The following is an 18114-nucleotide window of genomic DNA, read 5'->3' on the forward strand; positions in this document are numbered from 1 at the left end:
ACTAATTAACAACAAAATTAAAAAATGTATTTGAAGTTTATTAACAAATTATATAAGTAGAAGATTATACATAATTCTATTAAATAATGGTATAGATATAGAATATTATGTTAGAATTACACATCACATGACTGAATTTTACTATAAGTTATTTGTTAATTATAAGACTTACTGATATATAATTATATACTATACAGGGGAAAATGAGAGAGGATTGAAAATTTATTTATGAAATATAAAGAAGCAACATGTAATAAATCTATTATAGAAAATATAAAAAAATTTAAAAGTGGTGAGTCCTATAATAGCTATAAATTTTTAGGATGCCATATTCGTGATAATATTACTTCATTTACATTGTGGGCTCCAAATGCAAAGCAAGTTTATTTAACCGGGGACTTTAATAATTGGAATCTGTATCAGTATACAATGAACAATCTAAATAATTTAGGATTTTGGTATATATCTTTAGAAAATATAAAAGAAGGTTGTTCTTATAAATACCATATAATAGGAGCTGATGGAAGTAAAAAACTAAAATCAGATCCGTATTCTAGATTCTCAGAGAAAAGGCCAAATACAGCATCTATTGTATATAAAGAAGATGATTATAAATGGAATGATAAAAATTGGAATATACAACGAAAAAAACAAAATACTAATGAAATTCCAATAAATATATATGAGGTACATTTAGGTTCATGGAAAAGAAAATGGGATGGAGAGTTTTTTGATTATAAAGAATTATATGAACTAGTAGACTATGTAAAAGATATGGGATATACCCATATAGAAATTTTACCAATAACAGAACATCCATTAGATGAATCTTGGGGATATCAAACAACAGGTTATTATAGTAGCACAAGTAGATACGGACCACCAGAAGAATTTAAAAAGTTTATAGATAGATGCCATCAAAATCAAATTGGAGTTATATTAGATTTTGCATATAGTCATTTTTGTAAAGATGATCATGGTCTATATAAATTTGATGGGTCGGCTCAATATGAGTATGAAGAACCGTTAAAAGCTGAAAATATAGGATGGGGCACTGCACATTTTGATTTGGGAAAGCCAGAAGTAAAGAGCTTTTTAATATCTAATGCATTATATTGGTTTAAAGAATTTCATATAGATGGTATAAGAGTTGATGCTGTATCAAGCATGCTATACCTAGATTATGATATAGGCCAGTGGAAGCCTAATAAATATGGTGGAAGAGAAAATTTAGAGGCAATAGAATTTATTAAAGAATTCACAAAGATTATTTATGAAAATGTAGAGAATCCTTTGATAATAGCAGAAGAATCAACTGCTTGGCCTATGGTTACAGGACCTACCTATAAAGGATCACTAGGTTTTACATATAAATGGAATATGGGATGGATGAACGACACATTAAAATATATGGAAATGGACCCTATATATAGAAAATATCATCACGAGCTTATAACATTTTCTTTTATGTATGCTTTTTCAGAAAATTTTATACTTCCTCTATCTCATGATGAAGTAGTTCATGGAAAGAAATCTCTTTTAGATAAAATGCCTGGAGATGAGTGGAAAAAATTTGCAGGCTTAAGAACTCTATATGCATATTACATGATACATCCAGGAAAAAAATTATTGTTTATGGGAAATGAATTCGCTCAAGATATAGAATGGAGGTATGCATATGGGCTTGAATGGGAATTGTTAGAGCGAGATCAACACAAAAAAATTAAAGAATATGTAAAGAAACTTAATCATTTATATAAAAATGAAAAAGCTTTATATGAAATTGATAATAGTCATAAAGGATTTGATTTTATAGATCCGCATAACAATGAACAAAGCATAGTAGTACTTATGAGAAAAGGTAAAAAAGTAGAAGAGTTTATTATAGCTGTAATAAATTTCACACCTATAGTGCATTACGATTATAAAGTTGGAGTACCGTATGAAGGTACATATGAAGAAGTTTTCAACTCAGATGATGTAATCTATGGAGGTTCTGGTCAAACAATGAAAGGTTCAGAACTTTTCTCAATAAATTCAAAATGGCACAACAAAGAACATCACATAAAAATAAAAGTACCACCATTAGGGGCAACCTTTATAAAAGGAAAAAATCTTAAAAAAATTAAATATGAGATGGATAAGGGGAAAAAGATATTAATCGGTGGGTTAAGTCAAGATATAAAACGTATAAATAATAGCAAGATATTAGTAAAAAAGAAAAAATTATAAATTAGGGGGAAAAGCCATTGAAAAAAGATATTTTAGCTATGATTTTAGCAGGGGGACAAGGATCAAGATTAGGAGTGTTTACAAAAAGAATTGCAAAACCTGCAGTTTCTTTTGGTGGAAAATATAGAATAATAGATTTTGTATTAAGTAATTGTACAAATTCAGGAATAGATACTGTTGGAGTTTTGACTCAATATAGACCATTAATACTAAATTCACACATAGGTATAGGTAGTCATTGGGACTTAGATAGAATAAATGGAGGAGTATATATATTGCCTCCATATATGAATGAGAAAGAAGGAAGTTGGTATAGAGGAACAGCTCATGCAATACATCAAAATATGAGCTTTATAGATGATTATAATCCAGAATATATACTTATATTATCTGGGGATCACATATATAAAATGGACTACAACAAAATGTTAAATTATCATATCGAAAAGAAATCAAAAGCCACAATAGCTGTAATAGAAGTGGGGTGGGATGAGGCATCTAGATTTGGAATAATGAATACTAAAGAAGATGGAAGTATATATGAATTTGAAGAAAAACCTAAAAATCCAAAAAGCAACTTAGCATCTATGGGTGTATATATATTTGAATGGAAGATGTTAAGAAAATACTTTATAAAATCAGAGAAAGAAAATTTAAACTATGATGATTTTGGCAAAGATTTAATACCAAAAATGTTAGAGGATAAAGTAGATATGTTTGCATATCCATTTAAAGGATATTGGAGAGATGTAGGTACTATAGAAAGTTTATGGGAAGCTAATATGGACCTTATAAGATCAAAAGAGGTATTAAATTTACAAGATCCAAAATGGAAAATATATACTAATACAATGGCAATGCCACCGCAATATATTGGTAAAAATTCTAACATAAATGAATCATTAGTAGCTGATGGGTGTGTTGTGCTAGGAGATGTTAAGAGTTCTGTATTATCCCATGGCGTTACTATAGGTGAAAATAGCAATATATCAGACTCTGTGATAATGCCAAATGTCACAATAGGAAAGAATGTGGTTATAGAAAAAGCTATGATAGGTGAAGGTGCAGTAATAAAAGATAATGTAATTATAAGAGAATGTGAAAAGATAAATGTTATTTCTGAGTATGATATTGTTGATGAAGAGCTAATTTCAGAAGGGGTGATGTAATAATGAGAAATAAATGTATGGGGATAATAAATTTAAATAAAAAGGGAGATCCAAATATAAGTAAATTAAATTATGCTAGACCAATAGCATCTACACCTATTGGTGGAAGATATAGAATTATAGATTTCACTTTATCTAATATGGTAAATTCAGGCATAACAAATATAGGTATATTTGCGAAAGAAAAATATAGGTCTTTGACAGATCACATAGATAGTGGAAAGGACTGGGATTTAAGCAGAAAGAAAGGTGGATTATCTATATTTAGTCCAGAACATACGGAACATCAAAATGTGTATCCGTATAGAGATGGAGATATATATAATTTATTATGTAATATAGAGTATATTAAAAGAAGTGAAGAGGATTATGTATTAGTTTCTCCAGGTTACATGATATGTAATATCGATTATTTAGAGGTTTTAAAGTATCACAAAGAATCTAATAATTATATAACGCTTATATATAAAGAAATTGACAATGCAAGAGAAGATTTTAAAGGCAATATAACATTAACCTTAAATGATAATAATGATGTATTAAATATGGGTACTAATATAGGGGCATTTAATAAGGCTAATATATACATGGAAATGTATATTATGAAAAGATTAGATTTTATACATATAATAGAGAACCTAACAAATACAGGAGATTTCATGTATTTAGAAGATTATATATTTGATGTGGTAAAACATAAAAAAGTAGGGGGATTTAAATATGCTGGATATCTAAAATGTGTAAAATCTGTAAAATCATATTTTGAAACAAGTAAGGACTTATTAGATATAAATATAGCTAAGGAATTGCTTTATTCAGATAGAAAAATATTAACTAAGGAAAAAAATGAAGCTCCAACTATATATACTGATAGTGCTAATGTAGAAAATTCTTTTATTGCAAGTGGATGCTTAATTGAAGGAAATGTAAAAAATAGTATTATATTTAGAAAAGTTCATATAGAAAAAGGTGTTAATATAGAAAATTCTATAATAATGCAAAATTGTGTCATAGGGGAGAATAGTAAATTAGAAAATGTGATATTTGATAAAAACATAGTTTTATCAAAAGGTAGAGAATTAAAAGGTGATGAAAATTATCCTATAGTTATAGAAAAGAATATAAGTATCTAATTTAAGGGGGAAGTAGTTAGTGAAAGTTCTTTATGTTACGTCAGAATGTTGGCCATTTGCAAAAACAGGGGGATTAGGAGATGTATCCTATGCCCTTCCAAAAGCATTAAAAAAAGAAGGGGTAGACATTAGAGTAATACTACCTAAGTATTCAACTATACCTAATTATCTGAAAGAGAAATTAAAAGAGGTAGCAGTATTTAATGTAGAAGTTGGATGGAGAAATCAATACTGTGGACTTTTAGAAATGGAGCTAGATGGAATTAAATTTTATTTCATAGACAATGAATACTATTTTAAACGTGAAGGTGAAATTGCATACTTATATGGATATGATGATGATGCAGAAAGATATACTTTCTTTAGCAATGCGGTACTAGAATCTATGTCTATAATTGATTTTTACCCAGATGTAATTCATATGAACGATTGGCATACTGGAATGATACCATTAATATTAAAAGAAAAATATAGTCATTTAGAAAAATATAGAAATATCAAAACTATATATACTATCCATAATCTTCAATACCAAGGTGTATTTTCAAATAAAGTATTACCAGATGTATTAGGACTTCCACAATCCTATTTAGATAATGGGGATGTAGAATATTACGGTGGAGTTAACTTTATGAAGGCGGGAATAGTATTTAGTGATAAAGTTACTACTGTGAGTCCAACTTACTCAAGTGAAATACAAACAAAGTACTATGGATATGGCTTAGATGGATTGCTTTTATCAAATAATCACAAATTAAAAGGTATACTTAATGGAATAGATTATGACTTAAATAATCCTTCAACAGATAATGAATTATTTTTTAGATACGATATAAATAGCATAGATAATAAGGTAAAAAATAAATTAAGACTACAGGAAATATTAGGTCTTGAGGTAAATGAAGAGATACCTCTTATAGGTATAGTATCAAGATTAGTATCACAAAAAGGTTTTGATTTAATATCTTATATTATGCCTGAAATACTTAGGGAAAAACTTCAAATAGTGGTACTAGGAACAGGAGAACATCAATATCAATCTATGTTTAATTACTATGATTCAAAATATCCTAAAAAAGTTTCAGCTAGAATAATATTTAATAGCTCTCTTGCTCAACAAATATATGCAGGAAGTGATATGTTTTTAATGCCATCTTTATTTGAACCTTGTGGTATAGGTCAAATGTTAGCTATGAGATATGGAACATTACCGATAGTTAGGGAAACTGGGGGACTTAAGGATACAGTTAATCCATATAATAAATATACTGGAGAAGGAAATGGATTTAGTTTTAAAAACTATAATGCACATGAAATGCTTTTTTGTATACAAGAGGCTGTAAGAACTTATAATGATAAAGAAAAATGGAGAAGGTTAGTTATAAATGCAATGAATACCGATAGTAGCTGGGAAAAGTCAGCTAAAGAGTATATAAAGACTTATAAAGATACTCAGAATTAAAGGGGAGATTCTATGGTCAGAATTACAAAACAAGAATTTAAAGAAATGTTTAATTCAAAAATATATAGCATCTATGCACACTCTATAAATGAAGCTACAAATGAACAACTTCAAATAGTTTTAAGCAGCGTTATAAAAGATATAATAGCTAAGTATTGGGTAGATAATAGACTTAGTACTAACAAAGAAGTTTATTATTTTAGTATAGAGTTTTTAATAGGTAGACAATTAAAATCCAATTTATTAAATTTACAAATAGAAGAAGTGATAAAAGAAGGTCTAGAGGATATGGGAATAGATTTAGATGATTTAATATGTGCAGAAAAAGATCCAGCTTTAGGAAATGGTGGTCTTGGAAGGTTAGCAGCTTGTTTTCTAGACTCAATGGCATCGCTTAATATAAGTGGTCATGGATACGGTATAAGATATAAGTATGGTTTATTTGAGCAAAAATTTATTAATGGATATCAAGTAGAAGTACCTGATAACTGGCTTTTACATGAACAATACTCTTGGGAAAGTATTAGACCAAATAAAGCTGTAGTTGTTAAATTTGGTGGAGAGGTTTATTTAGAAGAAGACAATGGAAGACTTAAAGCAAAACATCATGGTTATATACCAGTTATGGCTATGCCATATGACATACCAATAATAGGATATGATAATGATTTCATAAATACATTAAGATTATTTAAAGCAGAAATCTTAAATAGAGATTTTGGAATTAATACATTATATGCAAATACTTTTACTGGTAGCTATGAGCAAGCCTTAAAATATAAATACTACACAGAAGAAATATCTCAAGTTTTATATCCAAACGACTCAAATCATGCAGGAAAACTTTTAAGATTAAAGCAAGAATACTTTTTAGTAAGTTCAGGAATACAAGATATAATAAATAAATATAGAAAAAATAAGTTTGATATACTAGATTTTCCAAAACATATAGCAATTCATATAAATGATACACATCCAACATTATGCATACCAGAACTTATGAGAATTTTACTAGATGAAGAGGGATTATCTTGGGAAGAAGCTTTTGATATAACAAAAAATACTATATCCTATACGAATCATACAATAATGGCAGAAGCTATGGAAAAATGGCCTGTAGATATGATGAAAGAGCTATTACCTAGAATTTATATGATAATAGAAGAAATAAATAAGAGATATGTAGAATATCTGAATCATAAGTATAATGATAATGAAAAAATAAGAAGAATGAGTATAATATGTGATAATAACATAAACATGGCTAATCTATCTATAATAGGGAGTTATAGTGTAAATGGAGTTGCAAAGCTTCATACAGAAATATTAAAGAAAGAAGTTCTAAGTGATTTTTATGAAGATGATCCAGGTAAATTTAACAATAAGACTAATGGCATAGCTCATAGAAGATGGCTTATAAGTTGTAACGAAGACCTTAGCAACTTGATAACAGAGCATATAGGTAATATATGGAAAAAAGATACAGAAGAATTAAAAAGGTTAGAAGATTATAAAGAAAACAGAAATTTTTTAAAGAAATTAGAGTGTATTAAGATAAAAAATAAAACTAAACTTGCTAATTTTATAGCTGAAGAATATGGTATATGCATAAATCCAGAATCAATATATGATGTACAAATAAAAAGATTACATGCGTATAAGAGACAGCTATTAAATGTACTTCATATTTTACACTTATATCATGAGTTATTAGAAAATCCAGAACTTGACATTGTACCAAGAACATTTATATTTGGTGCAAAGGCAGCACCAGGATATCACTTGGCTAAATGTATAATAAAGTTGATAAACTCTGTGGCTGAAAAAATAAATAATGATAAAAGCATAAATAACAAGATAAAAGTAGTATTTATAGAGAATTACGGCGTGTCTTTAGCTGAAAAAATAATTCCATCAACAGATGTTAGTGAGCAAATATCAACAGCTACAAAAGAAGCATCAGGAACTGGAAATATGAAATTTATGATGAATGGGGCAATAACTTTAGCAACATTAGATGGTGCAAATGTAGAGATATATGATCAAGTAGGTGAAGAAAATATCGTTATATTTGGACTTAAAGCATCTCAAGTATTAAATTACAATAAATATGGAGGATACTCATCTTTAGATCTATATAACTCTAATTTTAAAATAAAGCGAGTTGTAGACGATCTGGTAAATGGATTTATTCCAAATATATCAAAAGAAGGTAGGGTTATATATGATTCATTAATAACATATAATGATGAATATTTTGTACTAAGAGATTTTGAAAATTATATAGAGGCCCAAAGCAAGATAGATACTTTATATAGGGATAAAGAAAAGTGGAGTAAAATGTGTCTAATTAATATAGCTAATTCAGGTATTTTCTCTAGTGATAGAACTATATCTGAATATGCAAAAGACATTTGGTTTAGGGGGTGCTAGATAAATGGGAAATATAATAACTTATAATTCCTGGGAAGATAAAGCTCCTTTTGGTGCTTTAAAATTAAACCAAGAGTTTAGAATAACAGTTAAAGTTAATGAAAATTATAATGTAAAAGACATTTCCTGGGTAATTTTAAAGGAAGATGTAGAAATAGATAAAATAAGTTTGATAAAAGAGAATAAAAAATACTATAATGGTGAATTTAGTGGATTTAATGAAATAGGTTTATATTTTTATTACTTTAAAGTAGAAGTTGAAATAGAAGGAGAAATTAAAGTAATATACTATGGAAAAAATATAGAAGATGGAAGTTGTATAGAATACCAATATAATAATATAAACAAATATCAAATAACAGTATATGATGAGTATAATGCACCTACTTGGTATAAAGAAGGGATATTATATCATATATTTATAGATAGATTTAATAATGGGAATAGAAATAAGAAGATTAATAATCCAAAGAAAAATAGCTTTTTATATGGCACTTGGGATGATGCCCCTATGTATATAAAAGATGAACAAGGAGATATAATAAGATGGGATTTCCATGGTGGAAATCTAAAAGGAATAATTGATAAATTAGGATATCTTAAAAAACTGGGTGTAAGTATTATATACCTAAGCCCAGTTTTTGAGGCATCTAGTAATCACAAGTATGATACAGGAGACTACAAAAAGATTGATTCCATGTTTGGAGATGAAGAAATATTTAAGGAATTAATTGATAAAGCTAAAAGCAAGGGAATAAATATTATATTAGATGGAGTATTTAGTCATACTGGGGCAGATAGTAAGTACTTTAATAAATATAATAATTACAATGAAGTAGGTGCATACCAATCAAACCATTCAAAATATAGGGATTGGTACAGATTTAAAGAGAATAGCGACGAATATGAGTCTTGGTGGGGAGTAAAGGATCTTCCAAATGTTAATGAGCTTAATGAAACTTATATGAATTATATAATAAATGATGATGATAGTGTTATAAATAAATGGACCAGTATGGGTGTTAAAGGTTGGAGATTAGATGTATGTGATGAGTTACCATCGGAATTTATAAAAGAATTTAAGTTAAAACTTAAGAATATAGATAGTGAAGCTGTTTTAGTAGGAGAAGTATGGGAAGATGCATCTAATAAAATTAGTTACAATAAAAGAAGGGGATATCTTTTAGGTAAAGAACTTGATTCTGTAATGGGATATCCATTTAGAAAAAATATATTAGAATTTCTTAAAGGAGTAATTTCATCAAATCAACTTAATAATAAATTTTTAGAAATAAAGGAAAATTATCCAAAGGAAGCCTTTAAGTCTAATTTAAACCTATTAGGGAGCCATGATGTCACAAGAATTAAAACAGAACTTAACGAAGATAATAAATTATTAAAGATTGCAGTAGCAATACAAATGACCTTTGAAGGAGTTCCATATATATATTATGGAGATGAAGCAGGACTTTGTGGAAAAACAGATCCAGATAACAGAAGAACCTATCCTTGGAAGCATGAGGATAAGAATATGATTGAGTTTTACAAAAGCCTTACAATTATAAGAAATAAATATAAAGCTTTATTACGAGGGGAAACTGAGTTTATAAACACGAAAAATGATGCTGTATTTTCATATATAAGATATACAAGTGATGAAAAAATATTAATTATAATAAATAAATCAGACAATGAAGAATGTATAGAGCTAAACTTAGGAAAAGAGGCAAGAGGGATAGATTTAATTAAAGATATCCAGGTAGAATTAAACTTAATTGAAAAAGAAGCTGATACAATAAATTTAATTATTCCTCCTAAAGATTTTAAAATAATTAATATAAAATAATAATATTTCTATATAAATATAAAAATGTATAAATATACCATTATGTGTATATAATTCAACTAAAATACGTAAAAAAGGAAGAGAAGCTATGAATAATGTTATTTTAGTTGGAAGATTAACTCAAAATCCAGAAATTGAGTATATAGGTCAAAGAGCAAAATCCAAATTTACAATAGCAATTAGTAGAAATTATATCAATAAAGAAGGAGTACGAGATGTAGATTTTATACCAGTAGAGATTTGGGGTAGACAAGCAGAAATATTTTGTAAATATGTATTCAAAGGAAGAAGAATTGGTATAGAAGGTCAAATTAGAGTTAAAAAATATAAGACAAAAGATGGAGTAAATAAAACATATACTAATGTACTTGCAAGTAGTTTTAAATTTTTAGATAACAAAAAGAATGATCCTACACAAGAATACTTTGCTTCAAATGATATATTTGAAAAAGAAAACTCTAAAGAAGAGACTATTGAGGAAGTATTCCCTTTTTAACTATGTAAAAATATAAATTTATAACTAAAAATAATTAAAAATTAAAAAAATTTCTAAAAAATAGAATAAGGGTTTATAAACCCTTATTCTATTTTTTGTTTAATTTATAAAATAAAATTTTAAAATATAGGATGAAATAATAAGTAAAAATTAAAAGATACTTAATAAAAAAATATCTACTATATAAAATAACGAATTTGAATTGTGTAACCAAATAAAATAAAGTTAATTTAAAAAATATAGGTTTAATATATATATATGAGATAAAATAACTTTAAAAAAATAAAAAAAATAATGTTATAATCAAATGGTACTTTAATTTTTAATGTACAATTGGACGGAAATTGTGTATAATAAGCATATAGAAAGTTAAAAAAGTTCGAGAGGAAGGAAATTTTAAATGAAGAAAAAACTTACATTAACTAGTAAAATCTTATTAGGATTATTACTTGGATTTATATTCGGATTAATAGTAAAACAATTACCAACAGGATTTATAAAAGATACATTATTATTAAATGGGATACTTAAAGTATTTGGAAATGGGTTTACAAGTGCTATAAAGATGATGGTGGTTCCTTTAGTATTTGTATCATTAATATGCGGTATAGCATCTATGGGAGATGTAAAGAAGTTAGGTAGAATTGGTGGAAAGACAATGCTATTTTATCTAGGAACAACAGCAATAGCTATAATAGTTTCTCTTATATTAGGAAACGTATTAAAGCCAGGTAGCGGTATAAGCATGGGAGCTGTAGAAATGGGGTCAGTAGCAATAGGAGAAAGTAAGTCAATAACAGATATTATATTAAATATAATACCAAGCAACCCAATACAAGCTTTAGCCAGTGGTGAAATGTTACAAGTTATATTCTTTGCAGTGCTTATAGGTATATCTATAAGTGTGGTGGGTAAAAAAGCAGAGCCTATAAAGGTTTTATTTGAAAGTGCTAATGAAGTATGTATGAAAATGGTCAATATAATAATGTTATTTGCCCCATATGGTGTATTTGCTCTAGTTGCTAATACTTTTGCAACAGTAGGAACTGATGCTATGATAGGTCTTATGAAGTATGTATTAGTAGTATTACTTGGATTATTGGTTCATGTAGTAGTTGTATATGGAGGATTATTTAAATTATTTACTAGACAAAAGATAAAACCATTTTTAAAGAAATTTACACAAGTAGCAGTAGTTACATTCTCAACAGCATCAAGTAATGCATCTGTACCAGTTAGTTTAGAGATAATGGAAGAACTAGGTGTAGGAAAGTCAACAAGATCGTTTACAATACCTATGGGAGCTACAATAAATATGGATGGAACAGCTATAATGCAAGGTATAGCAGCATTATTCATAGCTCAAATATACGGTATTGATTTAGGAATGAATGATATGATAACTATAGTATTAACAGCAACTCTTGCATCTATAGGTACAGCAGGTGTACCAGGTGTTGGTATGATAATGCTATCTATGGTTTTACAATCAGTAGGACTTCCACTTGAAGGAATAGGTTTAATAATGGGAGTTGAAAGAATAATAGACATGTTTAGAACTACTGTAAATGTTATGGGAGATAATGTATGTACTCTTGTAGTAGCAAATAGTGAAAAGGATATAGATTTAGAAAAGTACAATAAAGAATCTGAGAAGTTAGTAGCTTAATATAAATACAAAATAAATAAAGAGGCGAATAATAAATTTATTATTCGCCTCTTTATTTATTTTCAATTAATTAATACCATAGAAAGAATAGAGAATATTATGTTAATGTCTACGTAATGAAATTAATTTTTTTATAGAAATGTATAAAAATAGAAAAATATTTAATATTATATATTTTTGAAAAAAGTTTAGTTATTATATACTTAAATATTAAAAAAAATAAACTTGAAGTATTGATAAAACAAATGAAATTCTAAAAAAATAAAATTATAAAACTTTTAAAAATTTACTAATACTAAACTATAAAAAAATTAATATTAACAATATGGTTTGAAAAGGTGTGTATATATTGTAAATGCTAGGATTTGAAAAAATAAAAAAGTCTTGATAAAAAATAGAAAAGTTAATATAATAAATTATGGTAGTTTAATAAAGGTAAATTTTAAGTGTAAAAATAATAATCTTAAATTTAAAAAATAATTGAATAAAAATATAGAAAGGAGGTTGGGATATGAAAGTTAATGTCGAAAAATGCGTTAAGGATTACCAAGAGGCTCCATTATTAAATTCATTAAAAGATTATTCACAGATGGATATAGTATGTTTTGATGTACCAGGTCATGTAAGAGCACAAGGTGTAGAAGTACTTAATGATTATTTTGGAGAAAATATTATGAAAATGGATATAAATTCATCTCCACTTATGGATAATGTATCTAACCCAAGAACTATTATAAAAGATTCTCAAAATATGCTTGCTAAAGCTTATGGTGCAGATGAAGCATTTTTTATAACCAATGGTACCACGGGTGCTATACATATAATGATTTTAAGTACCATAAATCAAGGGGATAAGATACTTATTCCAAGAAATATCCATAAATCGGTTATAAATGCACTTATACTTTCTGGAGGACACCCAATTTTTATACAGCCAGAGTTTGATAATTCATTAGGGATTAGTTTAAATGTTAGTTTAAATTGTATAAAGGATGCATTAGATAAACATAAGGATATAAAAGCAGTGTTTTTATTAAATCCAACATACTATGGAGCATGCTCAGATATAGAAGAAATAGTGAAATTATGTCATAGTAAAGGCGTATTAGTATTAGTAGATGAAGCTCATGGTGCTCATTTTAATTTTAATAATGACTTACCAATTTCAGCAATGAATGCAAAGGCCGATATGTCTGCAGTAAGTATTCATAAAACGGGAGGAGCGTTGACACAAGCTTCAGCACTTTTAGTAAATAGCAAAAATATAGATGTGAATAAAGTACAACAAACTATAAATATGATTCAATCCACATCAGCATCATATTTATTAATGGCGAGTATTGATGGGGCTAGATTAAATCTAGAAACTAATGGAGAGTCACAATTATCAAGAGCATTAAATTTATCTAGATATGCAAAATATAAGATAAATAAAATAAAAGGTATTAAGGTAATTTCTAAAGAAATGCTAGAAAATAATGGTGTAGAGTCAATAGATGAGACTAAACTTTGTATAAATGTTAGAGGGTTGGGCTTAACAGGATTTGAAGTCTATGACTTATTATATCAAAATTATAATGTTCAAGTTGAGCTGGGAGATATTTATAATATACTAGCATTAATATCAATAGGAACAACAAAGTCAGATGTAGATAAGCTTATAAAAGCTTTAGACTCTATTTCAAAGTCTAACATGTCAAATGAAAAAATTAAATATATAGATATTAAGCAAATAAACCCTATTGTAAAACTCAAACCTAGGGATGCTTTTTATAAAAATAAGGAAAGTGTAATTTTGGAAGAAAGTATAAATAGAGTTTGTGGAGAATCTATAATGGCTTATCCGCCAGGAATACCAATAATTGCTCCAGGAGAGATTGTAACTAAAGAAATAATAGAATATATAAAAACTTTAAAAGCAAATAATGCATACTTAACAGACATGAAAGATAAAAGTTTAAATACTATAGTAGTTATAAAAGATTAAAAGAGGAGAGTGATATTGATGAAATTTGAGACACTTGGACGTCACATATTAGTAGAATACTACAACTGCGATGAGGAAATACTTAGAGACCCTAAACTTATAGAAAAATTTATGAATGAATCAGCATTAAATGCAAAAGCAACAATAGTAGATTCTGTTTTCCACCACTTTAATCCATGGGGAGTATCAGGAGCAGTTATAATAGCTGAATCTCACTTAACAATACATACATGGCCAGAATATGGATATGCAGCAGCAGATTTCTTCACTTGCGGAGACATAGACCCTTGGAAGAGTTTTGAATTATTAGAAGAACTTCTAAAAGCAGAAAGAAGTGAATCTACAGAAATACCAAGAGGATTAACAGCTAAAATTCAAAAATTAGCAAAAAAAGATTTAGGTAAAATTACTCATAAGCCAGAAGCTATATAAGCAATAAATACCTAAATAAAATAAATAAAATTAAAATAAATTTGAATCTATATTATAACATATAAATAAAAAATACACAAATTAGTCCACACATAGATACAGGACACATAAATATAAAAATTAAAATAAATTTGAATTACTAGGAGGAACTTTTATGGAACTTTGGTACACAGAAGAATGGACAGATAATGTACGTTTTTCAATAAAAGTAGATAAGCATTTATTTAGTGATAAATCTGATTTTCAACAAGTAGATGTATTTGAAAGCAAGGAGTTTGGAAAGTTTCTAACATTAGATGGACTTATGATGGTAAATTATAAAGATGAATTTATATACCATGATATGATAGTTCATACACCTATGGCAACTAACATGAATATTAAAAATGTATTAGTAATAGGTGGAGGAGATGGAGGTACAGTAAGAGAGCTGACTCGTTATCCGCAAATAGAAAAAATAGATATGGTTGAAATAGATAAAATGGTTGTAGATGTATCTAGAAAGTATATAGATATATGTGCATGTAAATTAAATGATGAAAGAGTAAATTTATATTATGAAGATGGTGTAGCATTTGTCAAAAATTCTAAAGATGCATCTTATGATTTAATAATAGTAGACTCAACTGATCCAATAGGACCAGGAGAAGGATTATTCTCAGTAGATTTCTACAATGATTGCTACAGAATATTAACTACTGAAGGTATACTTGTAAATCAAAATGAAAGTCCATATTTTGACTTTAATGCTAAGGAAATGAAAAGAGCAAATGAAAAAATAAATAAGATATTTCCTATAGCAAAAGTTTATCAAGCTCATATACCAACTTATCCATCAGGACATTGGCTATTTGGATTTGCATCTAAGAAGTTTGACCCAGTAAAAGACCAAAATAAAGATAGTTGGGAAAAATTAAACTTAAAGACTAAATACTATAATAGTGATATACATAAAGGTGCATTTATGCTACCTCAATACGTTAAGGATATGTTAGATGAAAACAAATAAATTTTCACATATAAGTACATTTATGGGAATGGAAACTTCTTATGAAGATGCAGAGGTAGTAGTATTTGGAGCAGGGTTTGATGGGACTACTTCAAATAGACCAGGAACTAGATTTGCAAGTAGTGCTATGAGACCAGAGTTTTATGGACTTGAAACATATAGCCCAATATTAGATTTAGACTTAGAGGATTTCAAAATATGTGATATTGGTGATTTAGAATTAAGTATAGGAAATACAGATAAAGTTTTAGAAGAAATATATATAGGAACTAAAGAAATTGTAAATGATAATAAGGTTCCTTTTATGATAGGAGGAGAACATTTAGTTACTCTTCCAGCTTTTAAAGCGGTACATGAAAAATATGATGATGTATTTGTAATTCACTTTGATGCTCATACAGATTTAAGGCAAGAATATAACAACAATGAAAATTCACATGCTACTGTAATAAAAAGAGTATGGGATATAGTTGGGGACAATAGAATATTCCAATTTGGAATAAGATCTGGTACAAAAGAAGAGTTTGAATTTGCTTTAAAAGATAAGCATACTTATATGGAAGTTGAAACTATAAACACTTTTAAAGATATAATAAATAAATTAGATGGAAAAAATATTTATATAACTATTGATTTAGATGTTTTAGATCCATCAATATTTCCTGGAACAGGAACTCCAGAACCGGGTGGAGTAACATATAGAGAATTTAGAGAAATATTTACTATACTAAAGGAATCAAATACAAATATAGTAGGTTTAGATATAGTTGAATTAAGTCCTGACTATGATAGTACGAATGTATCTACGGTTGTGGCTTGTAAAATATTAAGAGAACTTTCTCTTGTAACAGCGGATAATATAAAAAGTAAAAGAAAGGTGAGATGAAAAATGGCAAGACATTTATTTACTTCAGAATCAGTAACAGAAGGACATCCAGATAAAATATGTGATCAAATATCAGACTCTATATTAGATGCATTATTAGAAAGAGATCCACATGCAAGGGTAGCTTGTGAAACAACAACTACAACTGGATTAGTATTAGTAGCAGGAGAAATAAGTACTAATACATATGTAGATATCCCTAAATTAGTAAGAGAAACAGTAAGAGAAATAGGGTATGATAGAGCTAAATATGGATTTGACTGTGATACTTGTGCAGTAATAACTACAATAGATGAACAATCAGGCGATATAGCTATGGGTGTTGATGAAGCCTTAGAAAATAGAGAAGGTGAAACAACAGAAGATGAAATAGAAAAAGTTGGAGCAGGGGACCAAGGTATAATGTTTGGTTTCGCTTGTAATGAAACAGAAGAGTTAATGCCACTTCCAATATCTTTAGCTCATAAGTTATCTAGAAGATTAACAGAAGTTAGAAAAAATAAAACTTTAGAGTACTTAAGACCGGATGGAAAGACTCAAGTTACAGTAGAATACGATGGAAACACTCCTGTTAGAGTTCATACTATACTTATATCAACTCAACATGGAGAAGAAGTTACTAACGAAACAATAAGAAAAGATTTAATAGAGCATGTTATAAAAGCTGTTATACCAGCAGATTTAATGGATGAAGAAACTATAATATACATCAACCCAACAGGAAGATTCGTTATAGGAGGCCCACAAGGAGATACAGGTCTTACAGGAAGAAAAATAATAATAGATACTTACGGAGGATACTCAAGACATGGTGGAGGAGCATTCTCAGGAAAAGATCCAACAAAAGTTGATAGATCAGCAGCTTATGCAGCAAGATATGTAGCTAAAAATATAGTAGCAGCAGGACTAGCAGATAAATGTGAAATAGAGTTAGCCTATGCAATAGGTGTTGCTAGACCATTATCAGTATTTATAGATACTTTTGGAACTGGAAAAGTTGAAGAATCTAAATTAGTAGAATTAGTAAATAAACACTTCGATTTAAGACCAGGAGCAATAATAAGAGACTTAGACTTAAGAAGACCTATATACAAGCAAGTGGCAGCTTATGGTCACTTTGGTAGAACAGATATAGATTTACCATGGGAAAGAACTGATAAAGCAGAGCTATTAAGAAAAGAAGCATTAGGACAATAATAAATAGAGAGGTAATCTTTTAAAAGATTACCTCTTTATTTATTATTGATTCCAATGATTTCATCATAAAAATAGGCTAAATAATATAAACCTTAATATTATTTAGACAAGTAGTTAATATTTATATAGTAAACAAGCATATATATGTAATGAGATTTAATAT

General features: G+C 28.0%; 13 protein-coding genes. All 13 read left to right on the forward strand.

The window, feature by feature from the left end:
* The first annotated feature begins 228 nt into the window (after positions 1–228).
* The 13 genes from glgB (at position 229) to metK (ending at position 17951) form a co-directional block, all read left to right on the forward strand.
* A complete protein-coding gene (glgB, locus tag FRIFI_RS01855) occupies positions 229–2232 on the forward strand; it encodes a 1,4-alpha-glucan branching protein GlgB (RefSeq protein WP_166504842.1) in 2004 nt (667 codons plus the stop codon).
* Positions 2233–2249: 17 nt separating this feature from the next.
* Positions 2250–3401 (forward strand): glucose-1-phosphate adenylyltransferase, encoded by a 1152-nt coding sequence (locus tag FRIFI_RS01860; RefSeq protein ID WP_166504843.1) that lies wholly within the window; start codon positions 2250–2252, stop codon positions 3399–3401.
* Positions 3402–3403: 2 nt separating this feature from the next.
* Positions 3404–4534, forward strand: coding sequence for a glucose-1-phosphate adenylyltransferase subunit GlgD (glgD, locus tag FRIFI_RS01865; protein WP_092923070.1), 1131 nt, complete (start codon positions 3404–3406; stop codon positions 4532–4534).
* A 19-nt stretch (positions 4535–4553) separates the two neighbouring features.
* Positions 4554–5996: a glycogen synthase GlgA gene (gene glgA, locus FRIFI_RS01870; RefSeq protein WP_092923073.1), complete on the forward strand. Its 1443-nt coding sequence runs from the start codon at positions 4554–4556 to the stop codon at positions 5994–5996.
* A gap of 12 nt (positions 5997–6008) precedes the next feature.
* Complete coding sequence (locus FRIFI_RS01875) at positions 6009–8429, forward strand: glycogen/starch/alpha-glucan phosphorylase (RefSeq protein WP_166504844.1); 2421 nt, start codon at positions 6009–6011, stop codon at positions 8427–8429.
* A gap of 4 nt (positions 8430–8433) precedes the next feature.
* Positions 8434–10275: a glycoside hydrolase family 13 protein gene (locus tag FRIFI_RS01880; RefSeq protein ID WP_092923079.1), complete on the forward strand. Its 1842-nt coding sequence runs from the start codon at positions 8434–8436 to the stop codon at positions 10273–10275.
* Positions 10276–10363: 88 nt separating this feature from the next.
* A complete protein-coding gene (locus FRIFI_RS01885; protein ID WP_092923082.1) occupies positions 10364–10771 on the forward strand; it encodes a single-stranded DNA-binding protein in 408 nt (135 codons plus the stop codon).
* Positions 10772–11171: 400 nt separating this feature from the next.
* Positions 11172–12440 (forward strand): dicarboxylate/amino acid:cation symporter, encoded by a 1269-nt coding sequence (locus FRIFI_RS01890; protein ID WP_092923085.1) that lies wholly within the window; start codon positions 11172–11174, stop codon positions 12438–12440.
* 511 nt (positions 12441–12951) lie between these two features.
* On the forward strand, positions 12952–14427 hold the full coding sequence (locus FRIFI_RS01895) for an aminotransferase class I/II-fold pyridoxal phosphate-dependent enzyme (RefSeq protein ID WP_166504845.1): 1476 nt from the start codon (positions 12952–12954) through the stop codon (positions 14425–14427).
* 18 nt (positions 14428–14445) lie between these two features.
* Entirely contained in the window at positions 14446–14859 is a 414-nt protein-coding gene (speD, locus tag FRIFI_RS01900) for an adenosylmethionine decarboxylase (RefSeq protein ID WP_092923090.1), read from the forward strand.
* A 154-nt stretch (positions 14860–15013) separates the two neighbouring features.
* Positions 15014–15868 carry a polyamine aminopropyltransferase gene (speE, locus tag FRIFI_RS01905; protein ID WP_166504847.1) on the forward strand — a complete coding sequence of 285 codons (855 nt, stop codon included), beginning with the start codon at positions 15014–15016 and terminating at the stop codon, positions 15866–15868.
* Positions 15855–16754 carry an agmatinase gene (gene speB, locus FRIFI_RS01910; protein ID WP_166504848.1) on the forward strand — a complete coding sequence of 300 codons (900 nt, stop codon included), beginning with the start codon at positions 15855–15857 and terminating at the stop codon, positions 16752–16754. The genes speE and speB overlap by 14 nt, the downstream gene beginning before the upstream one ends.
* Positions 16755–16757: 3 nt before the next feature.
* A complete protein-coding gene (gene metK, locus FRIFI_RS01915; RefSeq protein ID WP_166504849.1) occupies positions 16758–17951 on the forward strand; it encodes a methionine adenosyltransferase in 1194 nt (397 codons plus the stop codon).
* Positions 17952–18114: the final 163 nt, after the last annotated feature.

It is taken from the genome of Romboutsia hominis, assembly GCF_900002575.1.
GTDB classification, from domain to species: domain Bacteria; phylum Bacillota; class Clostridia; order Peptostreptococcales; family Peptostreptococcaceae; genus Romboutsia_C; species Romboutsia_C hominis.

Bases quoted from the DNA above. Each gene is read 5' to 3' on its own strand.
- glgB (WP_166504842.1), top strand. From the start codon at position 229: ATGAAATATAAAGAAGCAACATGTAATAAATCTATTATAGAAAATATA.
- glgD (WP_092923070.1), top strand. From the start codon at position 3,404: ATGAGAAATAAATGTATGGGGATAATAAATTTAAATAAAAAGGGAGAT.
- FRIFI_RS01875 (WP_166504844.1), top strand. From the start codon at position 6,009: ATGGTCAGAATTACAAAACAAGAATTTAAAGAAATGTTTAATTCAAAA.
- FRIFI_RS01880 (WP_092923079.1), top strand. From the start codon at position 8,434: ATGGGAAATATAATAACTTATAATTCCTGGGAAGATAAAGCTCCTTTT.
- FRIFI_RS01885 (WP_092923082.1), top strand. From the start codon at position 10,364: ATGAATAATGTTATTTTAGTTGGAAGATTAACTCAAAATCCAGAAATT.
- FRIFI_RS01890 (WP_092923085.1), top strand. From the start codon at position 11,172: ATGAAGAAAAAACTTACATTAACTAGTAAAATCTTATTAGGATTATTA.
- FRIFI_RS01895 (WP_166504845.1), top strand. From the start codon at position 12,952: ATGAAAGTTAATGTCGAAAAATGCGTTAAGGATTACCAAGAGGCTCCA.
- speD (WP_092923090.1), top strand. From the start codon at position 14,446: ATGAAATTTGAGACACTTGGACGTCACATATTAGTAGAATACTACAAC.
- speE (WP_166504847.1), top strand. From the start codon at position 15,014: ATGGAACTTTGGTACACAGAAGAATGGACAGATAATGTACGTTTTTCA.
- speB (WP_166504848.1), top strand. From the start codon at position 15,855: ATGAAAACAAATAAATTTTCACATATAAGTACATTTATGGGAATGGAA.
- metK (WP_166504849.1), top strand. From the start codon at position 16,758: ATGGCAAGACATTTATTTACTTCAGAATCAGTAACAGAAGGACATCCA.